We start from the raw sequence: 16,299 nt of genomic DNA, 5'->3' as shown, positions 1-16,299 counted from the left end.
ATTGCCATGAGAATTTTCTTTGCCCTTGCCGCGACCGCCATGCTGGCCGGTCCTGCGATCGCGCAGGATGAGGTCGCGACCTTCGCCTTCGAACCGCTGCCCTATGCATACGACGCACTCGAGCCCTACATCGACGCCCGCACGATGGAGCTCCATTACAACCGGCACCACCGGGGCTATTTCACCAAGCTCATGACGGCGCTGGAAGGTACCGAGCTGGGCAACACCTCGCTGACGGAACTGCTTGGCGAAATCAGCGCATGGCCGACGACCGTGCGCAACAACGCCGGCGGACATTACAACCACAGTCTCTACTGGCAGGTCATGTCGCCTCCGGTCGGCGGTTTCCCCACGGGGCCGCTGGAGGAAGCCATCGATGCGAAGTTCGGGTCACTGGACGGGCTGCGCGTCGAATTCAAGACCGCGGGCCTGTCCCACTTCGGCAGCGGCTGGGCGTGGCTGTGCGTGGCAGACGATGGATCGCTGTTCGTCACCACCACCAGCAACCAGGACAATCCGCTAATGGACGTCGTGGAAAAGCGCGGCACGCCGCTTCTCGGCGTCGATTTGTGGGAACACGCCTATTACCTGAAATTCCAGAACGAGCGCGGCCGCTACATCGACAGCTTCTGGAACGTGGTGAACTGGCCCGCCGTCGCCGCATTGTACGACGCCGCGCAGGCGCAATGAGGGACGGGTCGTCATGGACTTGTTGATGCAAGCGAACCTGCAGTGTCCCTATTGCTGGGAGACCCTGGAGGTGCTCGTCGATTGCTCTACCCCGGCCCAGTCCTATGTCGAGGACTGCAGCGTCTGCTGCAACCCCATCCTGGTCGTCGCGGAATTCGACGAGGACAGCGGGCTGCGCCTCGATGCGCGCCGGGAAAATGACTGACGGCGGCCGGTGGTTCAGCTCCCTGCCGTGATCTCGCCGCCGAGCAGGGCGATCGTCTCGCCCGTCACATAGCCGGAATCGGCCCTGGAGGCCAGGTAGACGAACGCAGGGGCGATTTCCTCCGGTTGTGCAGGACGGCCGAAAGGCACGCGGGCGCCGAATTCCTCGATCTCCTCGTCACTGCGTTCCGCGGGGTTCAACGGGGTCCAGACGGGCCCGGGCGCAACGCAATTGACGCGGACTCCCCGCTTGACGAGGTTCGCGGCCAGGCTCTTGGTGAAGGTGTGGATTGCACCCTTCGTGGCTGAGTAATCCAGCAGGCCGGGGCTGCCCTGGAGCCCCGTGACGGAACCCGTGTTGATGATGCAGTCGCCGTGATCCAGGTGACTGGCGACCGCCTTCGCCATGTAGAAATAGCCGTAGATGTTGGTCCGGAAGGTGCGATCCCACTGCTCGATGCTGAGTTCGTCCAGGCTCTCGACGTGCTGCTGGTAAGCGGCGTTGTTGACGAGGATATTGATCCGGCCGAAATGCGCCACCACCTGGCGCACCGCTTCCTGGCAGAACGCGTATTCCCGGATATCCCCTGTCATGACCAGGCCCCTCCGGCCCGCCGCCTCGATCGCCTGCAGGGTCTCATCGGCATCCGTTTTCTCTTCCGGCAGGCACAAGATGGCGACATCCGCCCCCTCCCGGGCGAACAACACCGCGACGGCCCGGCCGATTCCCGAGTCGCCCCCCGTGATCAATGCAACCTCGCCCTCCAGCTTGCCGGCCGCCTTGTAGTCCCGGCCGCTGTATTGCGGTCGGGGATCGAGCTTCGCCTCGATGCCCGGCTGTCCCTGCGTATCCTGCGGATCGAAAGGCGGTCTCGGCCGCCGGCCGTTTCCTGCGTTCCCGATAGTCATCTCCGTTCTCCCGACCTGAAACAAATTTCCTGCACGGACACTGCCGGCGTCACCTGAATAATAGACAGGCCACGGGAGTAAGCAGCCACGGCCTCGGCGTTCAGGCCGCTGCAGGTACTTTTTTTCCGCGGGCCTCCTAAACTCTGGGGACAGGAACTGACCCGTGGGACCCCATGCTCAACGCCCTGCTGTTCTCCGGCGATGGAGAAACCATCGCCAGCCTGTCGGATGTATTTCGCGAGACGGGTTGCGCGGTGCAGGTCGTCACGCGCTTCGAAGACGCCCAGCGCGCGCTGCTCCGGGAGATGCCCGACGTGGCCGTGCTGGAGTACGACCTGCTCGGCGCCGACGGAATATCGTTCCTCGAGCACAGCCGTCTCGGCAACGTGATCGAACTCATGCTGATCACGGCCGACCCCCAGCTCGAGACAGCGGTGCGGGGAATGCAGCTGGGCGCTTCGGATTATTTCTCCAAGCCGGTGAAGATCGAGCGATTGCGCACGGCACTGGAAAAGCTCGTCGCGGCGGCGAACCGGCCCGCCGCCGAGATCTCCGGAATCGTCAAGGCCGCCGGCCTGGGCATCATGCACGGAGATTCCCGGCCCATGCGCCGCCTGTTCACGCTGCTGCGCAAGGTTGCGCCGACCGACATGACGGTGCTGCTGGCCGGCGAAAGCGGCGTCGGCAAGGAACTGGCTGCCCAGATGATACATTCGCTCAGCGATCGCTCCGCGGCCCCGCTGGTGGCGGTCAATTGCGGGGCGATCAGCGCCGAGATCCTGGAAAGCGAGCTCTTCGGGCACGAAAAAGGCAGCTTCACGGGCGCGACGCGGCGCCACATCGGCTTCTTCGAAACCGCGTCGGGAGGGACGTTGTTCCTCGACGAGATCACGGAGATGTCGCCGGCGCTGCAGGTCAAACTGCTGCGGGTCCTCGAATCGGGCAGCATTCGGCGCGTGGGCGCCGAGGAGGATATTGCCGTCGACGTGCGGGTGGTGGCGGCCAGCAACAGGGACCCGGAAGACGCCGTGCAGGCCGGCCTGCTTCGCGAAGATCTCTATTACCGCCTTGCGCAGTTTCCGGTCCGCATCCCCGCGCTGCGGGAACGGGGTGACGATATCCTGGTGCTCGCCAACCTGTTCCTTGCCGAGCTGAACGAAGCCAATGGGACCGCCAAGGAATTCTCCACCGAGGTCGAGGAACTGCTGCGCATGCACAGCTGGCCGGGGAACGTGCGCGAGCTGCGCAACGCGGTCGCGCGGGCGCACGTCTTGTCTACCGACACGATCGAGGCGGACGACCTGCCACCTGCCGTGGCCGGCGACAACCCCGTTGACCGGGACTACCTGAGAATCGCTGTGGGCCTGCCGCTCGCGGAGGTCGAGCGCCGGGCTATCCTCGCGACCGTCGAACATCTCGAGGGCGACAAGAAGGCCGCCGCGGAAACCCTCGGCGTGAGCCTGAAGACGCTCTACACGAAGCTGAAGGCCTACCGCGAGGGCTGACTCGCCCCGCGGTCACCGGGATAAACCGTTCCCCGGCCGACGGCACGCTTCCTGCATGTCCTCAAGCGGGCAATGTTGTAGGCGCAGGTGCATGACGATACACGCAAGCGAGCTGCTGGGATCGGCCGTCGTCGACCGCGAAGGCGACCGCGTCGGCCGGATTGAAGATCTCATTCTCGATGTGCCGGGCGCGGCCAACATCTGTTACGCGCTCGTGCATATCGAGCAGCCGACGGAGCCTCGCCAGCGCATGGTCGCGGTGCCGTGGAGCCTGCTGGAACGCCGTTCGCAGTCGCAACTGGTCCTCGGCATCAGCCGGCAAGCACTCGGCCGGCTCAAGAATCTCGGCGGACAGGGCCCCTCCGGGCGGTAGAAACTTCCGTTCCCGCTGAAAACTCTTCCTCAGCCATGCCGTCCCGTCGCACCCATCGGTGCTCGGCGCGCCCGGTCTCGGCTTTCGATAGTACCGACGCTCAAAGGCGCGGGCGCGGCCCGTATCACGTACATCGGGGCACTGGCACGTTGATTGCATCGAAATGGCAAAGAGCCCGGTGGGACCGCTTGTCTCACGGATCGATACAAAAGGAGATCGCCATGCTTGGCTGGATATTGTTGTTTTTCATCATCGCCCTGATCGCGGGCGTCATGGGCTTTGGCGGAGTCGCCGGCGCCGCGGCCGGCATCGCCCAGATCCTGTTCTTCGTCTTCCTCGTGTTGCTGGTCGTGTCTCTCGTCTCCCACCTGATGGGCACACGTCGCCGGGGACCTTGACGAAACCCCGGCTTCGGCATTGGCCGTGCCGGGCATCGCAACCAATCAACGCATAGAGGTAAAAGACCATGAAACCATCCAGGAAGACCACGCTGATGCTCGCAGGGTTGTTCCTGCTGCCGCTGGGCGCATGTGCGGACCGCGATAACGAGACCGCCGACGACGCCCGGGCACAGACACAAAGAACCGAACAGCAGACGCAACAGGCGGAGCAAACGCAGGCGCAGACCACCACGGATGAATCACAGAGTGACGCAAGCTACGGTGATCCGGCCCAGGCGGGCGGGATCAACGGCAGCGGTCGCAGCAGCAATTTCGACGACATCGAGGCGCATATCCGGCTGGAGACGCACTATGCGATGAGCGACGAACTCAGCGCCCTGCAGATCGATACCGACGTGCGTGACGGGACCGCCTACCTGGGCGGCGAGGTAGAGTCCGCTGCGGAACGCGAACTCGCCGAACAGGCCGCCTTCAATATCGAGGGGATTCGCTCGGTGCGCAACGACATCCGCGTCATCGGCGACACCGAGCAGGCCACGATCGCCGAGCGACTCGCCTCGACGGCGGACGACGCGCGCATCACCGCCACCGTGAAGGCGCGCCTTCTTGCCAGCGAGAATACCGCAGGGCTGGAGATAAATGTCGATACCGACGAGCAGGTCGTCACGCTCATGGGCAATGTGAATGACGACACGGAACGCGAACTGGCGGAACTGATCGCCGCGAACACGTCCGGCGTGAAGGACGTGCGCAACGAGCTGGCCGTGAAGGACGACTGAGGACTTCCAGGCCTTGAAGTCCAGGTCCGTTCACCCCGGTGGCCTGCCGCAACCGGGGTGCATTCCACTGGAAGCCCGCATATTCGTTATCATCCGGGATGCAAAGCCGGCGACAGACCGGCCCGGCGCATCGCGAGATAACGGGGGTAGGCATGGCGTCTGGCCAAGGCAGCGCAAACGTCCACGAGGGCTGGTCGTCCCGGATCGTGTTCCTGATGGCGGCCGTGGGCGCCGCCGTCGGACTCGGCAACCTGTGGAAATTCCCGTACACGGCCGGGGTCAGCGGGGGCGCAGCCTTCGTGGTCGTGTACCTGGTCGCGGTGGCGGCGGTCGCCATCCCGGTGGTCATCGCCGAACTGATGATCGGCAGGCGCGGTCGGTTGAGTCCGCCGAACAGTTTTCTCGCCCTGGCCCGGGAGGCCGGCGCCAATCCGGGCTGGCGATTCGTCGGCTGGATGAACCTGCTCGCGGTCTTCCTGATCCTCTCCTTCTACAGCGTGATCGCGGGTTGGGCTCTCGGTTACGTGCCCAAGATGGCGATGGGCCATTTCTCGGGCGCCTCGCCGGACGAGGTGGCAGCGGAATTCAGTGCACTGCTCGCATCCCCCGGGCGCCTCGCACTGTTCCACGCCATCTTCATGATCCTGACGGTCGGCATCGTCTCGGTCGGCCTGAAACGCGGCATCGAGCGCGCCGTGCGCTTTCTCATGCCGGCCCTGCTCGTGATGCTGGTCATGCTGGTGGGCTATGCGGCGATCGCCGGCGACATGGCCAGCGCCCTCAGCTTCCTGTTCAAGGCGGATTTCTCGAAAATCGATTCCGGCGTCGTGCTGCAGGCCATCGGGCAGGCCTTTTTCTCCGTGAGCGTCGCGATGGGGCTTCTGATCACCTACGGGGCTTATCTCGACAGCTCCGCCCGCCTCGGTTCGTCTGCGGTCTATATCGCCGGCGCGGACACCAGCGTTGCGCTGCTCTCCGGTCTCGCGATCTTCCCGCTGGTGTTCGCCAACGGACTCGACCCTGCCGAGGGGCCGGGACTGATCTTCGTCACGCTGCCGATCGCCTTCGGCCAGATGCCGGCGGGCGCGCTGTTCGGCGCCGTGTTCTTCCTGCTCGTGCTGGTGTCCGCCATCACCTCGTCGATCGCGATCCTGGAGCCGGTTGTCTCCTGGGCGGAGGAGCACAACGGCATGCGCCGCGGCCCCGCGACGATCATCGCGGGCGCCGCCGCATGGCTGATGGGCCTGGCGACGGTGTTCTCTTTCAACATCTGGGCCGGCTGGTTCCCGCTCGGCGGTTTCGAGCGCTTTCGCGAATCGACGGTGTTCGACCTGATCGACTATTTCACCTCCAACCTCCTGCTGCCGCTGGGCGGCCTGCTGATCGCCGTGTTCGTCGGCTGGGTCGTGTCGGCGGAGACGACGCGCAAGGAACTCGGCCTGGAAAACAACCGGCTGTTCGGCCTGTGGCGTTTCACACTGCGATACATCGCGCCGCTCGGCATCGCCTGGGTACTGCTCGCCAACGTGATCTGACATGACAGAGAAACTTTTCGAACGCGCCCTCGGCAGACTCGACGAAGCGGCGCAACACATGGAGGTCGGCGCAGAAACGCTGGAACGGCTGCGCCATCCGACCGCGGTCCTCGCCGTATCGATACCCCTGCGCATGGACGACGGCCGCCTGGAAATATTCGACGGCTACCGCGTGCAGCACAGCGACCTGCTCGGCCCGTGCAAGGGCGGACTTCGCTACCACCCGGACGTCTGCCTCGAGGAACTCAAGGCCCTCGCGCTCTGGATGAGCTGCAAGTGCGCGCTCATGGACCTGCCCTACGGCGGCGCGAAAGGCGGCGTCGCCGTGGACCCGAAATCGCTGTCGAAGATGGAGCTCGAGCGGCTCAGCCGCGGCTTCATCCGCAGAATCGCGGACTTCATCGGCCCGGCGGCCGATATTCCCGCGCCCGACGTGTACACCAACGCCCGCATCATGGGCTGGATGATGGACGAGTACTCTCAGGTGGTCCGGCAACGCACGCCCGCCGCCTTCACCGGCAAGCCGGTCGCCCTGGGCGGCAGTCTCGGGCGACGGGGTGCAACGGGCTACGGCGGCTACGTCTGCATCCGCGAACTCGCGAAACGGCGCGACTGGGTTGCGGAAGAGACCACCGTCGCGGTGCAGGGCTTCGGCAATGTCGGCCAGGAGGCGGCCCGCCTCCTGTACGAGAACGGTTATCGCGTCGTGGCGGTCAGCGATTCCGGCGGCGGCGTCCACGACGAGAGCGGTCTCGACGTGCCGCGCCTGATCCGGGCGAAAAACGAGCACGGCCAGGTGAAGAGCCTGTACTGCGAACACTCCGTGGGCGATGAAAAGAACGGTGAGCATATTTCCAACGCCCAACTGCTCGAACTGGACGTCGATGTGCTGGTGCCCGCCGCTCTCGAAGACGTCATCAACGCCGACAATGCCGGGCAGATCAAGGCCACGACCGTCATCGAACTGGCCAACGGCCCGACGACCATTGAGGCCGATCGGATCCTCGACGAGCGGGGGGTGACCATCATTCCCGACATTCTCGCCAACGCGGGTGGTGTGACGGTCAGCTACTACGAGTGGGTGCAGAACCGCAGCGGCGAGTACTGGGAGGAACGTGACGTGCTGGCGCGGCTGGACAAGCGGATGTGTGACCAGTTCAACGTCGTCATGGACATTGCGGCGGACAAGTCCCTGTCGCCACGCATGGCGGCCTACGGGCTCGTGCTCAAGCGCATCGGCGCCGCGGTGGAAGCCATGGGGACCGCGGCGCTGTTCGACGGCGACTGAGCGCCGCGATCCCGGCTATCCGCCGGGCGTTTCCTGGGGGCCGCCGCTCAACGCCGGCCGGTTTCGCCGGCCCCGTCTCAACCTTCGGATTCTGCGTATTGCCACCTTTCGACGGCTCGAGGAGACTGCCCGCCATAAAGATACACACGAAATGTATTAATTATGCGCCAGTCTCAAGCCGCCCCCTCTCCCAAGCCCCGCGGGCTTCGTGTCCTGGCCTTCGCCACGGCGATCGCCGTCGGCGTGCTGGGCGGGCTGGGCGTGTTCACCCTCGGCTACGGCGACGGCCTGTCCTACCTGACGAAGGACTCCACGGCCTGTGCCAACTGCCACGTCATGCAGGATCATTTCGATGCCTGGCTGAACTCCAGTCACCGTGATGTGGCGGGCTGCGGCGATTGCCATCTGCCGCATGATTTCGTCGGCAAATGGCTCACCAAGGCCGACAACGGTTTCTTCCACGCGCTGGCCTTCACGACCGGCAATTTTGACGAGCCCATCAAGATCAAGCCGCGCAACCGGCGCGTGACGCAGGGCGCGTGTCTCTCCTGCCACAGCGACCTGGTCAACGCCATGCTCCCGGCGGAGCACGGCGGCGACGTGCAGCTGTGTGTGCATTGCCATAGCGACGTCGGTCACGCAGGCCGGCGCTAGACATACTTCTGAGGTCCATGATGATGAAAGCAGCACCAGGGAACAGCCGCCGACCGAGCCGGCGCGAGGCAGACACTCAACGCGGGAGCGCGATGTTGCTCGGCCTCGTGCTCATCGTCGCGATCCTCGCCACGATCGCCGTGACTTACGTGCTGATCACGATGTTCGGCCACAAGCAGGACGCGCGTCAGCCCTTCGTTCGCGTGACCGAGGTCAGCGAGATCAGCACGGATCCCGAGCCCTGGGGCCAGAACTGGCCGCGCCATTTCGAGGACTGGAAATCGACGGCGGGCGACGAGTTCTACGGCGGCAGCAGCGCGCTGCCGGAGAGCAAGCTGGACCATCAGCCCTGGCTGAAGCGCTTGTATGCCGGCTATGCCTTCAGCATCGACTACCGGGAAGCCCGTGGCCACGCCTACATGCTCTACGACCAGGGCGTGACCGAGCGTGTCACCCAGAAACCGCAGGCCGGCGCCTGCCTGCATTGCCATGCCTCGACCTCGGTGCTCTATCGTCGCGTCGGCCTCGAGGCGATGGGCGAGGAAGTGACCGACGAGAAGCTGGCGGAAGACTTCAACATGCCGGCGGTGATCCGCGGCTTCGAGGAGGTCAGCCAGAAGCCCTACCAGGAAGTCCTGGCGATGCTGTATGCCACCCCCGACGGCACGCCCGGCGAGAACGAGCCGGTCTTCCCGATGGCCCCGGCGGGCGGCTTCACCGGCGAATACGCCGGCCAGCAAGTGCCCGAGAACCACGGCATGATCGGCGAGGCACATCCCGTCACCTGCATTGACTGCCACGATCCCGAAAGCATGGCGATCCGCATCACGCGGCCCGGTTTCATGCTCGGCATGGCCGCCCTCGCCGCCGGCGACGGCGACGCATCCCACCTGCCCAGCGTGGAACAGTGGCGCGAGGGAGACCGCTCCGAACCCTATGACCCGAACGAACTTGCGACACGCCAGGAGATGCGCTCCTTCACCTGCGGCCAATGCCACGTGGAGTACTACTGCGCGAACAAGGACACCCTCACCTTCCCGTGGAGCGAAGGCCTGACGGTCGAAGACGCCGAACAGGTCTGGAGCGAGAAGGTGTTCCCCGACGGCACGCCGTTTTTCGACTACAAGCACGGCGAGACCGGCGCCCCCGTCTTCAAGGCCCAGCATCCCGAGTTCGAACTGTGGAGCCAGGGCATCCACGCGCGCAGCGGCGTGAGCTGTGCCGACTGCCACATGCCTTATGAGCGCGAGGGCGCCATGAAGGTAAGCAACCATAACGTGCGCAGCCCGATGGAGAACATCAACGGCGCCTGCCAGACCTGCCATAACGTGAGCGAGGACGAGCTGCGCGATCGGGTCAAGACGATCCAGGAACGCACCGTCTCCCTGACCAACCGTGCCGGCGAGGCTGTGACCGAAATGCTCGACGCCATCATGGAAGCCAAGGCCGCCGGCGCGACGGACGCCGACCTTGCGGAGATCTTCGACCTGCAGAGCAAGGCCATGTGGCGGCTCGACTACATCAGCAGCGAGAACTCCAAGGGTTTCCATGCGGACCAGGAAGCGGCCCGGATCCTCGCCGAGTCGATGGACTACAGCCGCCAGGCCCAGGCCGCCGCCCTGCGCTGGCGCGCGCCCGAGGCGCCCGCCACCGACGACCTGCCGGTCGAACCGGTGCAGGGCGTCACCCCGGAAAGATAGGCGTCGACACAGGGTGCCGCGCTTTGCGATCGCGGCTCCAACGGGATACCAGCGCGGTTGCCGGCTCAGCTCTTGAGCCGGTAACCGCTGCGGAAAACCCACCACACGAAGCCGAAACTGGCGACGAGAAAAGTCCCCAGGACCGCCATGCTGACGCCGATCGAAACGTCGCCGCTGCCGTAGAAACTCCAGCGGAAGCCGCTGATCACGTAGACGATCGGGTTCAACAGGCTGACCGCCTGGAAGGTCTCGGGCAGCATGCGGATCGAGTAGAAGGCCCCGCCGAGGAAGCTCAACGGCGTGATGACCAGCATCGGCACGAACTGCAGCGCCTCGAAGCCCTCCGCCATGAGGCCGATGATGAACCCGGCGAGGCTGAATGCCAGCGCCACGAGCACCAGGTAGCAGAACATCCAGACGGGATGCTGCAACTCCAGCGGCACGAACGTCGCGGCGGTCGCGAGGATCACCAGCCCGAGAATCACCGACTTGGTCGCGGCGGCGCCCACGAAGGCGAGCACGGTCTCGAGCGGCGAGATCGGCGCCGACAGCAACTCGTAGCTGGTGCCGTTGAACTTCGGCATGTAGATCCCGAAGGCCGCGTTGCTCAGGCTCTCGGTGAACACGGTGAGCATGATCAGCCCCGGCACGATGAAGGCGGCGTAGCTCACGCCGTCGATGGTCCCGATGCGCCCGCCGATGGCCGAACCGAACACCACGAAATACAGCGCGGTGGTGATGACGGGCGTGGCCAGGCTCTGCCACAGCGTGCGCCTGAAACGCGCCATCTCGAACAGGTAGATGGCGCGCATGCCGCGCAGGTTGACCCTCGACGCCGCGCTCATCGCTCGTTCACCAGGTCCACGAAGATCTCCTCCAGCGAACTCTGCCGCGTGTTGAGGTCGCGAAACTCGATGCCGAGCTCGCCGATGCGCTTGAGCAGGGACGGGATGCGGGACTGCTCCTCGCCCGTGCGGAACTCCAGCCGCAACTCGCACCCGTCATCGTCCAGCTCGAGTTCCCAGGGCCCGAGTTCCGCCGGGATTTCCTGCAGCGGGGACTGCAGGTGCAGGGTGAGCTGCTTCTTCCCGAGCCTGCTCATCAACGCGCGTGTCTCGTCCACCACCACCAGCGCGCCCTTGTGGATGACGCCGACCCGATCGGCCATCTCCTCGGCCTCGGCGATATAGTGGGTCGTCAGGATGATCGTGACCCCGTCGTCCTGCAGACGGCGCATGAGGTCCCACATCTCGCGCCGCAGCTCGACGTCCACGCCGGCGGTCGGCTCATCGAGAAACAGTACGCGCGGCTCGTGGGCCAGCGCCTTGGCGATCAGCACGCGGCGCTTCATGCCGCCCGACAGGGTCATGATCTTCTCATGTCGCTTGTCCCACAGCGACAGGGCACGCAGCACGCGCTCGATGTGCGCCTTGTCCTGCCCCAGGCCGAACAGGCCGCGGCTGAAGCAGGTCGTGTCCCACACCGTCTCGAACATGTCGGTGTGCAGTTCCTGCGGCACCAGCCCGATGACCGCGCGCGCGGCGCGGTAGTCGCGCACGATGTCGTGGCCGTCGACCGCTGCCGTGCCCTCGCCGGGCGTCACGAGTCCGCAAAGGATGCTGATCAGCGTGGTCTTGCCGGCGCCGTTCGGACCGAGCAGCGCGAAGATCTCGCCGCGCCGGATCTCGAGGTCTATGCTCTGCAACGCCTTCAGGCCGGAGGCGTAGGTCTTGCCCAGGTTGCGGATGTGGATGATCGGCTGCATCGGCGAGATTCTAGCGGGGCAGGCGGCCGCAATGTAACGGGCCAGCGGGACTCGGGTCCGTGACCCTCTCGGGTGGCATGCAGGCGACATGCATGCCACCCGGTCGTGACCTCCCGGATTTTTACCGCCTCCAGCATCGCGCGCACGCTCTCGCCACCCGACCGGGCGCCGGTGACATCGAGGTGGCGGCGCAGATTCGAGGGGAAAGTGACTGTCGGCATGGTCTGACCGCCCGGGACCGCTCCTGTCGACACACCATAGACCAATGTGGCGAATCAGTCGGTCGAATCCAGGGCTTCCTGGTAGCCTGCCGGCGGGCTGAACTCAAAAGGCACATCCAGCGCCTGCAGCAGCCGGGCATCGCGTTGGTAAACATCCCGGGCGAAGTGAATACGGCCGGCCTCCGGCACCGCCGTGCCGTACAGCGTCAGCACGGTCAACGGCTGCGGCAGGTTGACGACCCGCGTGCGGCCGCTCGCGAGGACTTGCTCGATCGCCGCCTGGTTCCACTGCGTGCCGGCCAACAGGATTTCCACCAGCTCGAAGGGGCGCTCGAGGCGGATGCACCCCGAGCTGAAGCCACGCGCGGCCCGCGCGAACAAGCTGCGGGCGGGCGTGTCATGCATGTACACGTGGTACGGGTTGGGAAACATGAACTTCACCCGGCCGAGCGCATTGTCGGGACCCGGTTCCTGGCGGATCATGTGGTGGAACGTTTGCCCGGTGACGGTCGACCAGTCGATGGTGGCAGGGTCCACAGGCCGGCCCTGGTGATCCAGCACCGTCATGTTGCGCTGCTGAAGGACTGTGGGATCGCGGCGGATGTCAGGCAGCAGGTCCTCGCGCAGGATGGTCGGAGGCACCGTCCAGGTGGGATTCAGCTCCAGGTAAGTCATGCGCGCCTTGAACACCGGCGTCTGGCGGTACGGGCGGCCGACCACGGCGCGCGTGCTCCATACGACCTGCTGGTTCTCCACCAGCAGCACACGGTAGCGGGCGATGTTGACCAGCAGGAAGCGCGGCTCGAGGTCCCGGAATATCCAGCGAAACCGTTCCATGTTGATGCGCAGCTGGTCGATGCGTGCCTCGACCGGGACATTGAGCTCGACCAGCGTCTGGCGGCCGACCACGCCGTCGGGGTCGAGGCCGTGGCGCTCCTGGAAGCGCTTTACCGCGGCCTCCATGACTGGGTCGAAGACGTCAGGGGCCTCCGCGTACACGGCCGCCTCCAGGTCGCCGGTGATCGACAGCAGCGCGCGCAGCGCCGGCACCCGGCGCGACTGCATTCCCAGGCGCAACGAGTCGCCGAGCCCGATGACCGGCCAGCCGCCTTGCGCAGCGATCTCCCGGTAAGCCGCCAGGTGGCCCATCAGCGCCCGGTAATGCGCACTGTCCGGGGCATTCCCAGCCACCGCCGCAGCCAGGTCGTCCGCACGGAGCAGCGACTGGATCGCATCGACCGGGCTGACGCTGCCCATGTCGGGACTGAAGTTCCAGGTGGATTCGATGCGCCCCGGGTTCACCTTGCCGAAGCGGAGGTGGAACGCCAGCCTGACCAGGGCGTCCGTGGCAAGAATCTCGAGCTCGTTGGCCAGCCAGGGGCGAGGCGCGGAACGCATGGCCGCCGCCAGCTCCCGGAGAATCGTGAGGTGGTAGTCTTCCGGCTCAAGTCCATGGCGCTCGCTGACGATAACCGCCTCAAGGAGCTGGTCAATTTTTGCCCGATCGGCCCAGACCGGGGTAAACTGCCGGCGCTCGTAGAAGCGCGCCAGGAACCAGGGGTCGGCTACCTCCCGGCCGGCGACGCGGGAATCTTCGGCCAGGGCGCCGATCCGCAGCTGCAGCTGCTCGGCCGATGCGACCGACGATAACGCCTCCGGATGAGCCCGGGGAGCGAGCGCCACCAATAGCATCACCGCGGTGATGCAACGCAGGATCAACAGATTGCCGGCCGGGCGGGCCGGCGCCGGAGAAATGCGCATGTGCGACCTTTGCGAGGAATCCTTGCCCGATCACGGCCGGGCGCGGCGGCGGCTGGTTTTCGCGGGATTGGGCGCCGGCGCGCTGGCGATGTTCCCCGCCAGCGCGTTCGCCAACCGGTCCGCAACCCAGTCCGCAGCGCGAATCCTGAGCTTCTATCATACGCACACCGGCGAAAAGCTTCGCGTGGCCTACGCAGAGGGCGACCACCATATCCCCGCGGCGCTCGACGAGGTCAGCCACTTCCTGAGGGACTTCCGCAGCGGCGAAGCACACCAGATGGACCCGCAGTTGCTGGATATCCTCCACCACCTGCAGCAGTCGACGGGCGGCAAGGGCCCGTTCGAGATCATCTCAGCCTACCGCTCGCCGCAGACCAACGAGATGCTCCGCTCCAGCAGCAACGGTGTGGCGCAGCGCAGCCTGCACATGGAGGGGCGCGCCATGGACATCCGTCTCAGGGGCGTGGACACGCGGCAGCTGCGCCAGGCGGCGCTGGACCTCAAGGCCGGCGGCGTGGGCTATTACCAGAGCTCAGATTTCATCCACATCGACACCGGCCGCGTCCGCTACTGGTAGTCGGCCGGAAAAAGCCTAGCCGGCCGGCGCGACGTAGTCGACGCCGCAACCCCCGATACCGCAATAGCCGCCCGGATTCTTCGCCAGGTACTGCTGGTGGTAGTCCTCGGCAAAGTAGAACGCCCCGGCCGGACGGATTTCGGTCGTGATCTCGCCGCGCCCGGCGGCCCGCAGCGCCTGCTGGTAGGCCGCGGCGGACGCCTCGGCCTCGGCCTGCTGGGTCTCACCGTAGGTGTAGATCGCCGAGCGGTACTGCGTGCCGACGTCGCCGCCCTGGCGCATGCCCTGCGTCGGGTCATGCGACTCCCAGAAAACTTTCAGCAGCCCGGCAAAATCGATCTCGGCAGGGTCGAACACGACGCGCACGACCTCCGTGTGCCCGGTGCGGCCCGAGCAGACTTCCCGGTAGTCCGGATTGGGGGTGAAGCCGCCGGCATAGCCCGCGGCCGTGACCCACACGCCCGGCGTTTGCCAGAAGCGTCGCTCCGCGCCCCAGAAACACCCGAGACCGAAATCCACCCAGGCGAGGCCTTCCGGATAGGGCGGCGCCATCGGGCGGCCGTTGACGAAGTGGGCCGCGGGCACGGGCATCGGCGTCGCGCGCCCCGGCAGGGCGTCGTCGGCGGTGATCATGCGGGTCTTCTGGCCAAGCAGTGAGGCTAGCATCGGAACGGCTCCAGGAAACAGCGACGCAAAAAAGCATTATGGACCGATTCGCGGTGCCCTTCAGCGTCGATTCATCGCCGCGTGGTGCGGGCGTCGTACCGTCCCTTCGCCTCCGCGAGACGATCCAGCACCAGCTCCGCCAGCGCGGCCGGGGCGAGCACTTCGACATCGGGCCCGTATTTCATGATATCCATCACCAGTTCGCGCGGGTCCGAATACGGGACCTTGAGCAGGTAGGAACCGTCCAGCTGGAACTGGCCCTCCTGTTCAGGATGCCAGGATTCGCGTGCCACCCAGCGGGCGCGATCGGGCGTGAACTGCAGCACGGCGAGGTCGGTGCGCGCCCCGGAAAAAATGCCGAAGCCGGAGCCGAGGTGCCGGTCGAGTTTCGCGTCGGAGATCTCGCGCGCGCCGCGCTCCAGCATCTCCGCCGACTCGATGGCGTCCGCCGAGAAGGTGCGCAGGGCCTGGCGCTCGTGGCACCAGGCATCCAGGTACCAGTTGTCGCGGTAATGCACGAGGCGCTGCGGTGACACGGTGCGCTCCGTCGAGACGCCGCGGACGCGGCTGTAGTGCGTGATCCTGAGCCGGCGTCGGGACAACACCGCCGAAGCGAGCGACTGGAAACAATCCGGCTCGACCGGCCGGCTGCCGACCTCCAGCACCCGGATCCGCCGGCCGACCTCCTCCGCCGAGTGGTCGCCGACCTCGATGAGCCGGCGGATGCGGTCGCGCAGCGGCCGGACATGCGGCCCGAGCAGGCCCGGCTGCAGCCCGTCGAGCAACTGCTCCATCGCCAGCAGGGCATGCAATTCGCCGGCATTGAGCCACAGGCCCGGCAATTCATAGTTCTGCGGCGCACCGCCGGCCGCCGCCAGGCGGTAGCCGCCGAACTCGGCATCCCAAAGGATCGGCGCGTCCATGCGGTCGCGCAGGTACTCCAGGTCCCGCTTGAAGGTGGCGCGAGACACCTCGAGCGCCGCGAGAAACGCATCCCGCGAGACGACTTTCCGGTCCTTGAGCATCCGGATGATCTTGTGGAAGCGCTCTGACCGGTCCATTGTCTCCGCGCCGAGCAGTTTTGCGCATGATAGCCTGCGCCGGGCGACGCCACACTATCGCGCCGCAGCATGAATTGACTCAAGTTTGAGCCCCCGCGGGCCGATAGGTTGGCTATATGGAGCTTCTGATCGTGCTGCTGGCTGTCGTCGGGCTCGCCGTATTCTGGTGGGCGCGACGCGATGCGCCCGCGCGCCCGCGGTCGCGAGCCG

General features: G+C 65.9%; 17 protein-coding genes. 11 read left to right on the top strand and 6 right to left on the bottom strand.

Annotated features, from left to right (window positions below):
* The first annotated feature begins 6 nt into the window (after window positions 1-6).
* Both G6032_RS01480 and G6032_RS01475 read left to right on the top strand, forming a co-directional pair.
* On the top strand, window positions 7-690 hold the full coding sequence (locus G6032_RS01480; RefSeq protein ID WP_346763735.1) for a superoxide dismutase: 684 nt from the start codon (window positions 7-9) through the stop codon (window positions 688-690).
* Between the two features lie 25 nt (window positions 691-715).
* Window positions 716-895, top strand: a complete 180-nt coding sequence (locus G6032_RS01475; RefSeq protein WP_240901881.1) for a CPXCG motif-containing cysteine-rich protein — start codon at window positions 716-718, stop codon at window positions 893-895.
* A gap of 14 nt (window positions 896-909) precedes the next feature.
* On the opposite strand, the gene G6032_RS01470 is transcribed toward G6032_RS01475, so the two are convergent.
* Complete coding sequence (locus G6032_RS01470) at window positions 910-1,803, bottom strand: SDR family oxidoreductase (protein WP_165280362.1); 894 nt, start codon at window positions 1,801-1,803, stop codon at window positions 910-912.
* A 173-nt stretch (window positions 1,804-1,976) separates the two neighbouring features.
* Here G6032_RS01470 and G6032_RS01465 point away from each other — a divergent pair, with 173 nt between their 5' ends.
* The 8 genes from G6032_RS01465 to G6032_RS01430 all read left to right on the top strand — a co-directional run bounded on the left by G6032_RS01465 (window position 1,977) and on the right by G6032_RS01430 (window position 10,038).
* Window positions 1,977-3,308, top strand: coding sequence for a sigma-54 dependent transcriptional regulator (locus tag G6032_RS01465; RefSeq protein WP_165280361.1), 1,332 nt, complete (start codon window positions 1,977-1,979; stop codon window positions 3,306-3,308).
* 91 nt (window positions 3,309-3,399) lie between these two features.
* Window positions 3,400-3,681: a PRC-barrel domain-containing protein gene (locus G6032_RS01460; protein ID WP_165280360.1), complete on the top strand. Its 282-nt coding sequence runs from the start codon at window positions 3,400-3,402 to the stop codon at window positions 3,679-3,681.
* Window positions 3,682-3,902: 221 nt separating this feature from the next.
* Window positions 3,903-4,079 carry a DUF1328 family protein gene (locus tag G6032_RS01455; RefSeq protein WP_165280359.1) on the top strand — a complete coding sequence of 59 codons (177 nt, stop codon included), beginning with the start codon at window positions 3,903-3,905 and terminating at the stop codon, window positions 4,077-4,079.
* Window positions 4,080-4,147: 68 nt separating this feature from the next.
* Window positions 4,148-4,861: a BON domain-containing protein gene (locus G6032_RS01450; RefSeq protein WP_165280358.1), complete on the top strand. Its 714-nt coding sequence runs from the start codon at window positions 4,148-4,150 to the stop codon at window positions 4,859-4,861.
* Window positions 4,862-5,013: 152 nt separating this feature from the next.
* Window positions 5,014-6,396: a sodium-dependent transporter gene (locus tag G6032_RS01445; RefSeq protein WP_165280357.1), complete on the top strand. Its 1,383-nt coding sequence runs from the start codon at window positions 5,014-5,016 to the stop codon at window positions 6,394-6,396.
* Window position 6,397: 1 nt separating this feature from the next.
* On the top strand, window positions 6,398-7,684 hold the full coding sequence (locus tag G6032_RS01440; RefSeq protein WP_165280356.1) for a Glu/Leu/Phe/Val dehydrogenase: 1,287 nt from the start codon (window positions 6,398-6,400) through the stop codon (window positions 7,682-7,684).
* Between the two features lie 162 nt (window positions 7,685-7,846).
* On the top strand, window positions 7,847-8,338 hold the full coding sequence (gene nrfH, locus G6032_RS01435) for a cytochrome c nitrite reductase small subunit (RefSeq protein ID WP_165280355.1): 492 nt from the start codon (window positions 7,847-7,849) through the stop codon (window positions 8,336-8,338).
* A gap of 92 nt (window positions 8,339-8,430) precedes the next feature.
* A complete protein-coding gene (locus G6032_RS01430) occupies window positions 8,431-10,038 on the top strand; it encodes an ammonia-forming cytochrome c nitrite reductase subunit c552 (RefSeq protein WP_165280354.1) in 1,608 nt (535 codons plus the stop codon).
* Between the two features lie 65 nt (window positions 10,039-10,103).
* On the opposite strand, the gene G6032_RS01425 is transcribed toward G6032_RS01430, so the two are convergent.
* The 3 genes from G6032_RS01425 to G6032_RS01415 form a co-directional block, all read right to left on the bottom strand.
* Entirely contained in the window at window positions 10,104-10,883 is a 780-nt protein-coding gene (locus G6032_RS01425) for an ABC transporter permease (protein ID WP_165280353.1), read from the bottom strand.
* Window positions 10,880-11,803, bottom strand: coding sequence for an ABC transporter ATP-binding protein (locus tag G6032_RS01420; protein WP_165280352.1), 924 nt, complete (start codon window positions 11,801-11,803; stop codon window positions 10,880-10,882). Before G6032_RS01420 ends, G6032_RS01425 begins: the two co-directional genes overlap by 4 nt.
* 275 nt (window positions 11,804-12,078) lie before the next feature.
* The gene (locus G6032_RS01415) at window positions 12,079-13,785 is read right to left on the bottom strand and encodes a L,D-transpeptidase family protein (protein ID WP_165280351.1); all 1,707 of its coding nucleotides are present in this window, start codon (window positions 13,783-13,785) and stop codon (window positions 12,079-12,081) included.
* On the opposite strand from G6032_RS01415, the gene G6032_RS01410 reads away from it, so the two are divergent.
* Window positions 13,784-14,362 carry a DUF882 domain-containing protein gene (locus G6032_RS01410; RefSeq protein ID WP_165280350.1) on the top strand — a complete coding sequence of 193 codons (579 nt, stop codon included), beginning with the start codon at window positions 13,784-13,786 and terminating at the stop codon, window positions 14,360-14,362. The two genes, G6032_RS01415 and G6032_RS01410, sit on opposite strands and share 2 nt — an antisense overlap.
* A gap of 15 nt (window positions 14,363-14,377) precedes the next feature.
* Here the strand turns inward: G6032_RS01410 and msrA are convergent, their stop codons facing one another.
* Both msrA and G6032_RS01400 read right to left on the bottom strand, forming a co-directional pair.
* Window positions 14,378-15,028: a peptide-methionine (S)-S-oxide reductase MsrA gene (gene msrA, locus G6032_RS01405; RefSeq protein WP_165280349.1), complete on the bottom strand. Its 651-nt coding sequence runs from the start codon at window positions 15,026-15,028 to the stop codon at window positions 14,378-14,380.
* A 71-nt stretch (window positions 15,029-15,099) separates the two neighbouring features.
* Window positions 15,100-16,089, bottom strand: a complete 990-nt coding sequence (locus tag G6032_RS01400; RefSeq protein ID WP_165280348.1) for a WYL domain-containing protein — start codon at window positions 16,087-16,089, stop codon at window positions 15,100-15,102.
* Between the last annotated feature and the right edge of the window lie 210 nt (window positions 16,090-16,299).

The sequence above is a fragment of the Wenzhouxiangella sp. XN24 genome (assembly GCF_011064545.1).
Classification (GTDB): Bacteria; Pseudomonadota; Gammaproteobacteria; order Steroidobacterales; family XN24; genus XN24.
This window is presented reverse-complemented; position numbering and strand designations above follow the sequence as displayed.

Excerpts from the sequence above, each read along its gene's own strand:
- G6032_RS01480 (WP_346763735.1), top strand. The coding sequence starts at position 7 with ATGAGAATTTTCTTTGCCCTTGCCGCGACCGCCATGCTGGCCGGTCCT.
- G6032_RS01475 (WP_240901881.1), top strand. The coding sequence starts at position 716 with ATGCAAGCGAACCTGCAGTGTCCCTATTGCTGGGAGACCCTGGAGGTG.
- G6032_RS01470 (WP_165280362.1), bottom strand. The coding sequence starts at position 1,803 with ATGACTATCGGGAACGCAGGAAACGGCCGGCGGCCGAGACCGCCTTTC.
- G6032_RS01465 (WP_165280361.1), top strand. The coding sequence starts at position 1,977 with ATGCTCAACGCCCTGCTGTTCTCCGGCGATGGAGAAACCATCGCCAGC.
- G6032_RS01460 (WP_165280360.1), top strand. The coding sequence starts at position 3,400 with ATGACGATACACGCAAGCGAGCTGCTGGGATCGGCCGTCGTCGACCGC.
- G6032_RS01455 (WP_165280359.1), top strand. The coding sequence starts at position 3,903 with ATGCTTGGCTGGATATTGTTGTTTTTCATCATCGCCCTGATCGCGGGC.
- G6032_RS01450 (WP_165280358.1), top strand. The coding sequence starts at position 4,148 with ATGAAACCATCCAGGAAGACCACGCTGATGCTCGCAGGGTTGTTCCTG.
- G6032_RS01445 (WP_165280357.1), top strand. The coding sequence starts at position 5,014 with ATGGCGTCTGGCCAAGGCAGCGCAAACGTCCACGAGGGCTGGTCGTCC.
- G6032_RS01440 (WP_165280356.1), top strand. The coding sequence starts at position 6,398 with ATGACAGAGAAACTTTTCGAACGCGCCCTCGGCAGACTCGACGAAGCG.
- nrfH (WP_165280355.1), top strand. The coding sequence starts at position 7,847 with ATGCGCCAGTCTCAAGCCGCCCCCTCTCCCAAGCCCCGCGGGCTTCGT.
- G6032_RS01430 (WP_165280354.1), top strand. The coding sequence starts at position 8,431 with ATGTTGCTCGGCCTCGTGCTCATCGTCGCGATCCTCGCCACGATCGCC.
- G6032_RS01425 (WP_165280353.1), bottom strand. The coding sequence starts at position 10,883 with ATGAGCGCGGCGTCGAGGGTCAACCTGCGCGGCATGCGCGCCATCTAC.
- G6032_RS01420 (WP_165280352.1), bottom strand. The coding sequence starts at position 11,803 with ATGCAGCCGATCATCCACATCCGCAACCTGGGCAAGACCTACGCCTCC.
- G6032_RS01410 (WP_165280350.1), top strand. The coding sequence starts at position 13,784 with ATGTGCGACCTTTGCGAGGAATCCTTGCCCGATCACGGCCGGGCGCGG.
- G6032_RS01415 (WP_165280351.1), bottom strand. The coding sequence starts at position 13,785 with ATGCGCATTTCTCCGGCGCCGGCCCGCCCGGCCGGCAATCTGTTGATC.
- msrA (WP_165280349.1), bottom strand. The coding sequence starts at position 15,028 with ATGCTAGCCTCACTGCTTGGCCAGAAGACCCGCATGATCACCGCCGAC.
- G6032_RS01400 (WP_165280348.1), bottom strand. The coding sequence starts at position 16,089 with ATGGACCGGTCAGAGCGCTTCCACAAGATCATCCGGATGCTCAAGGAC.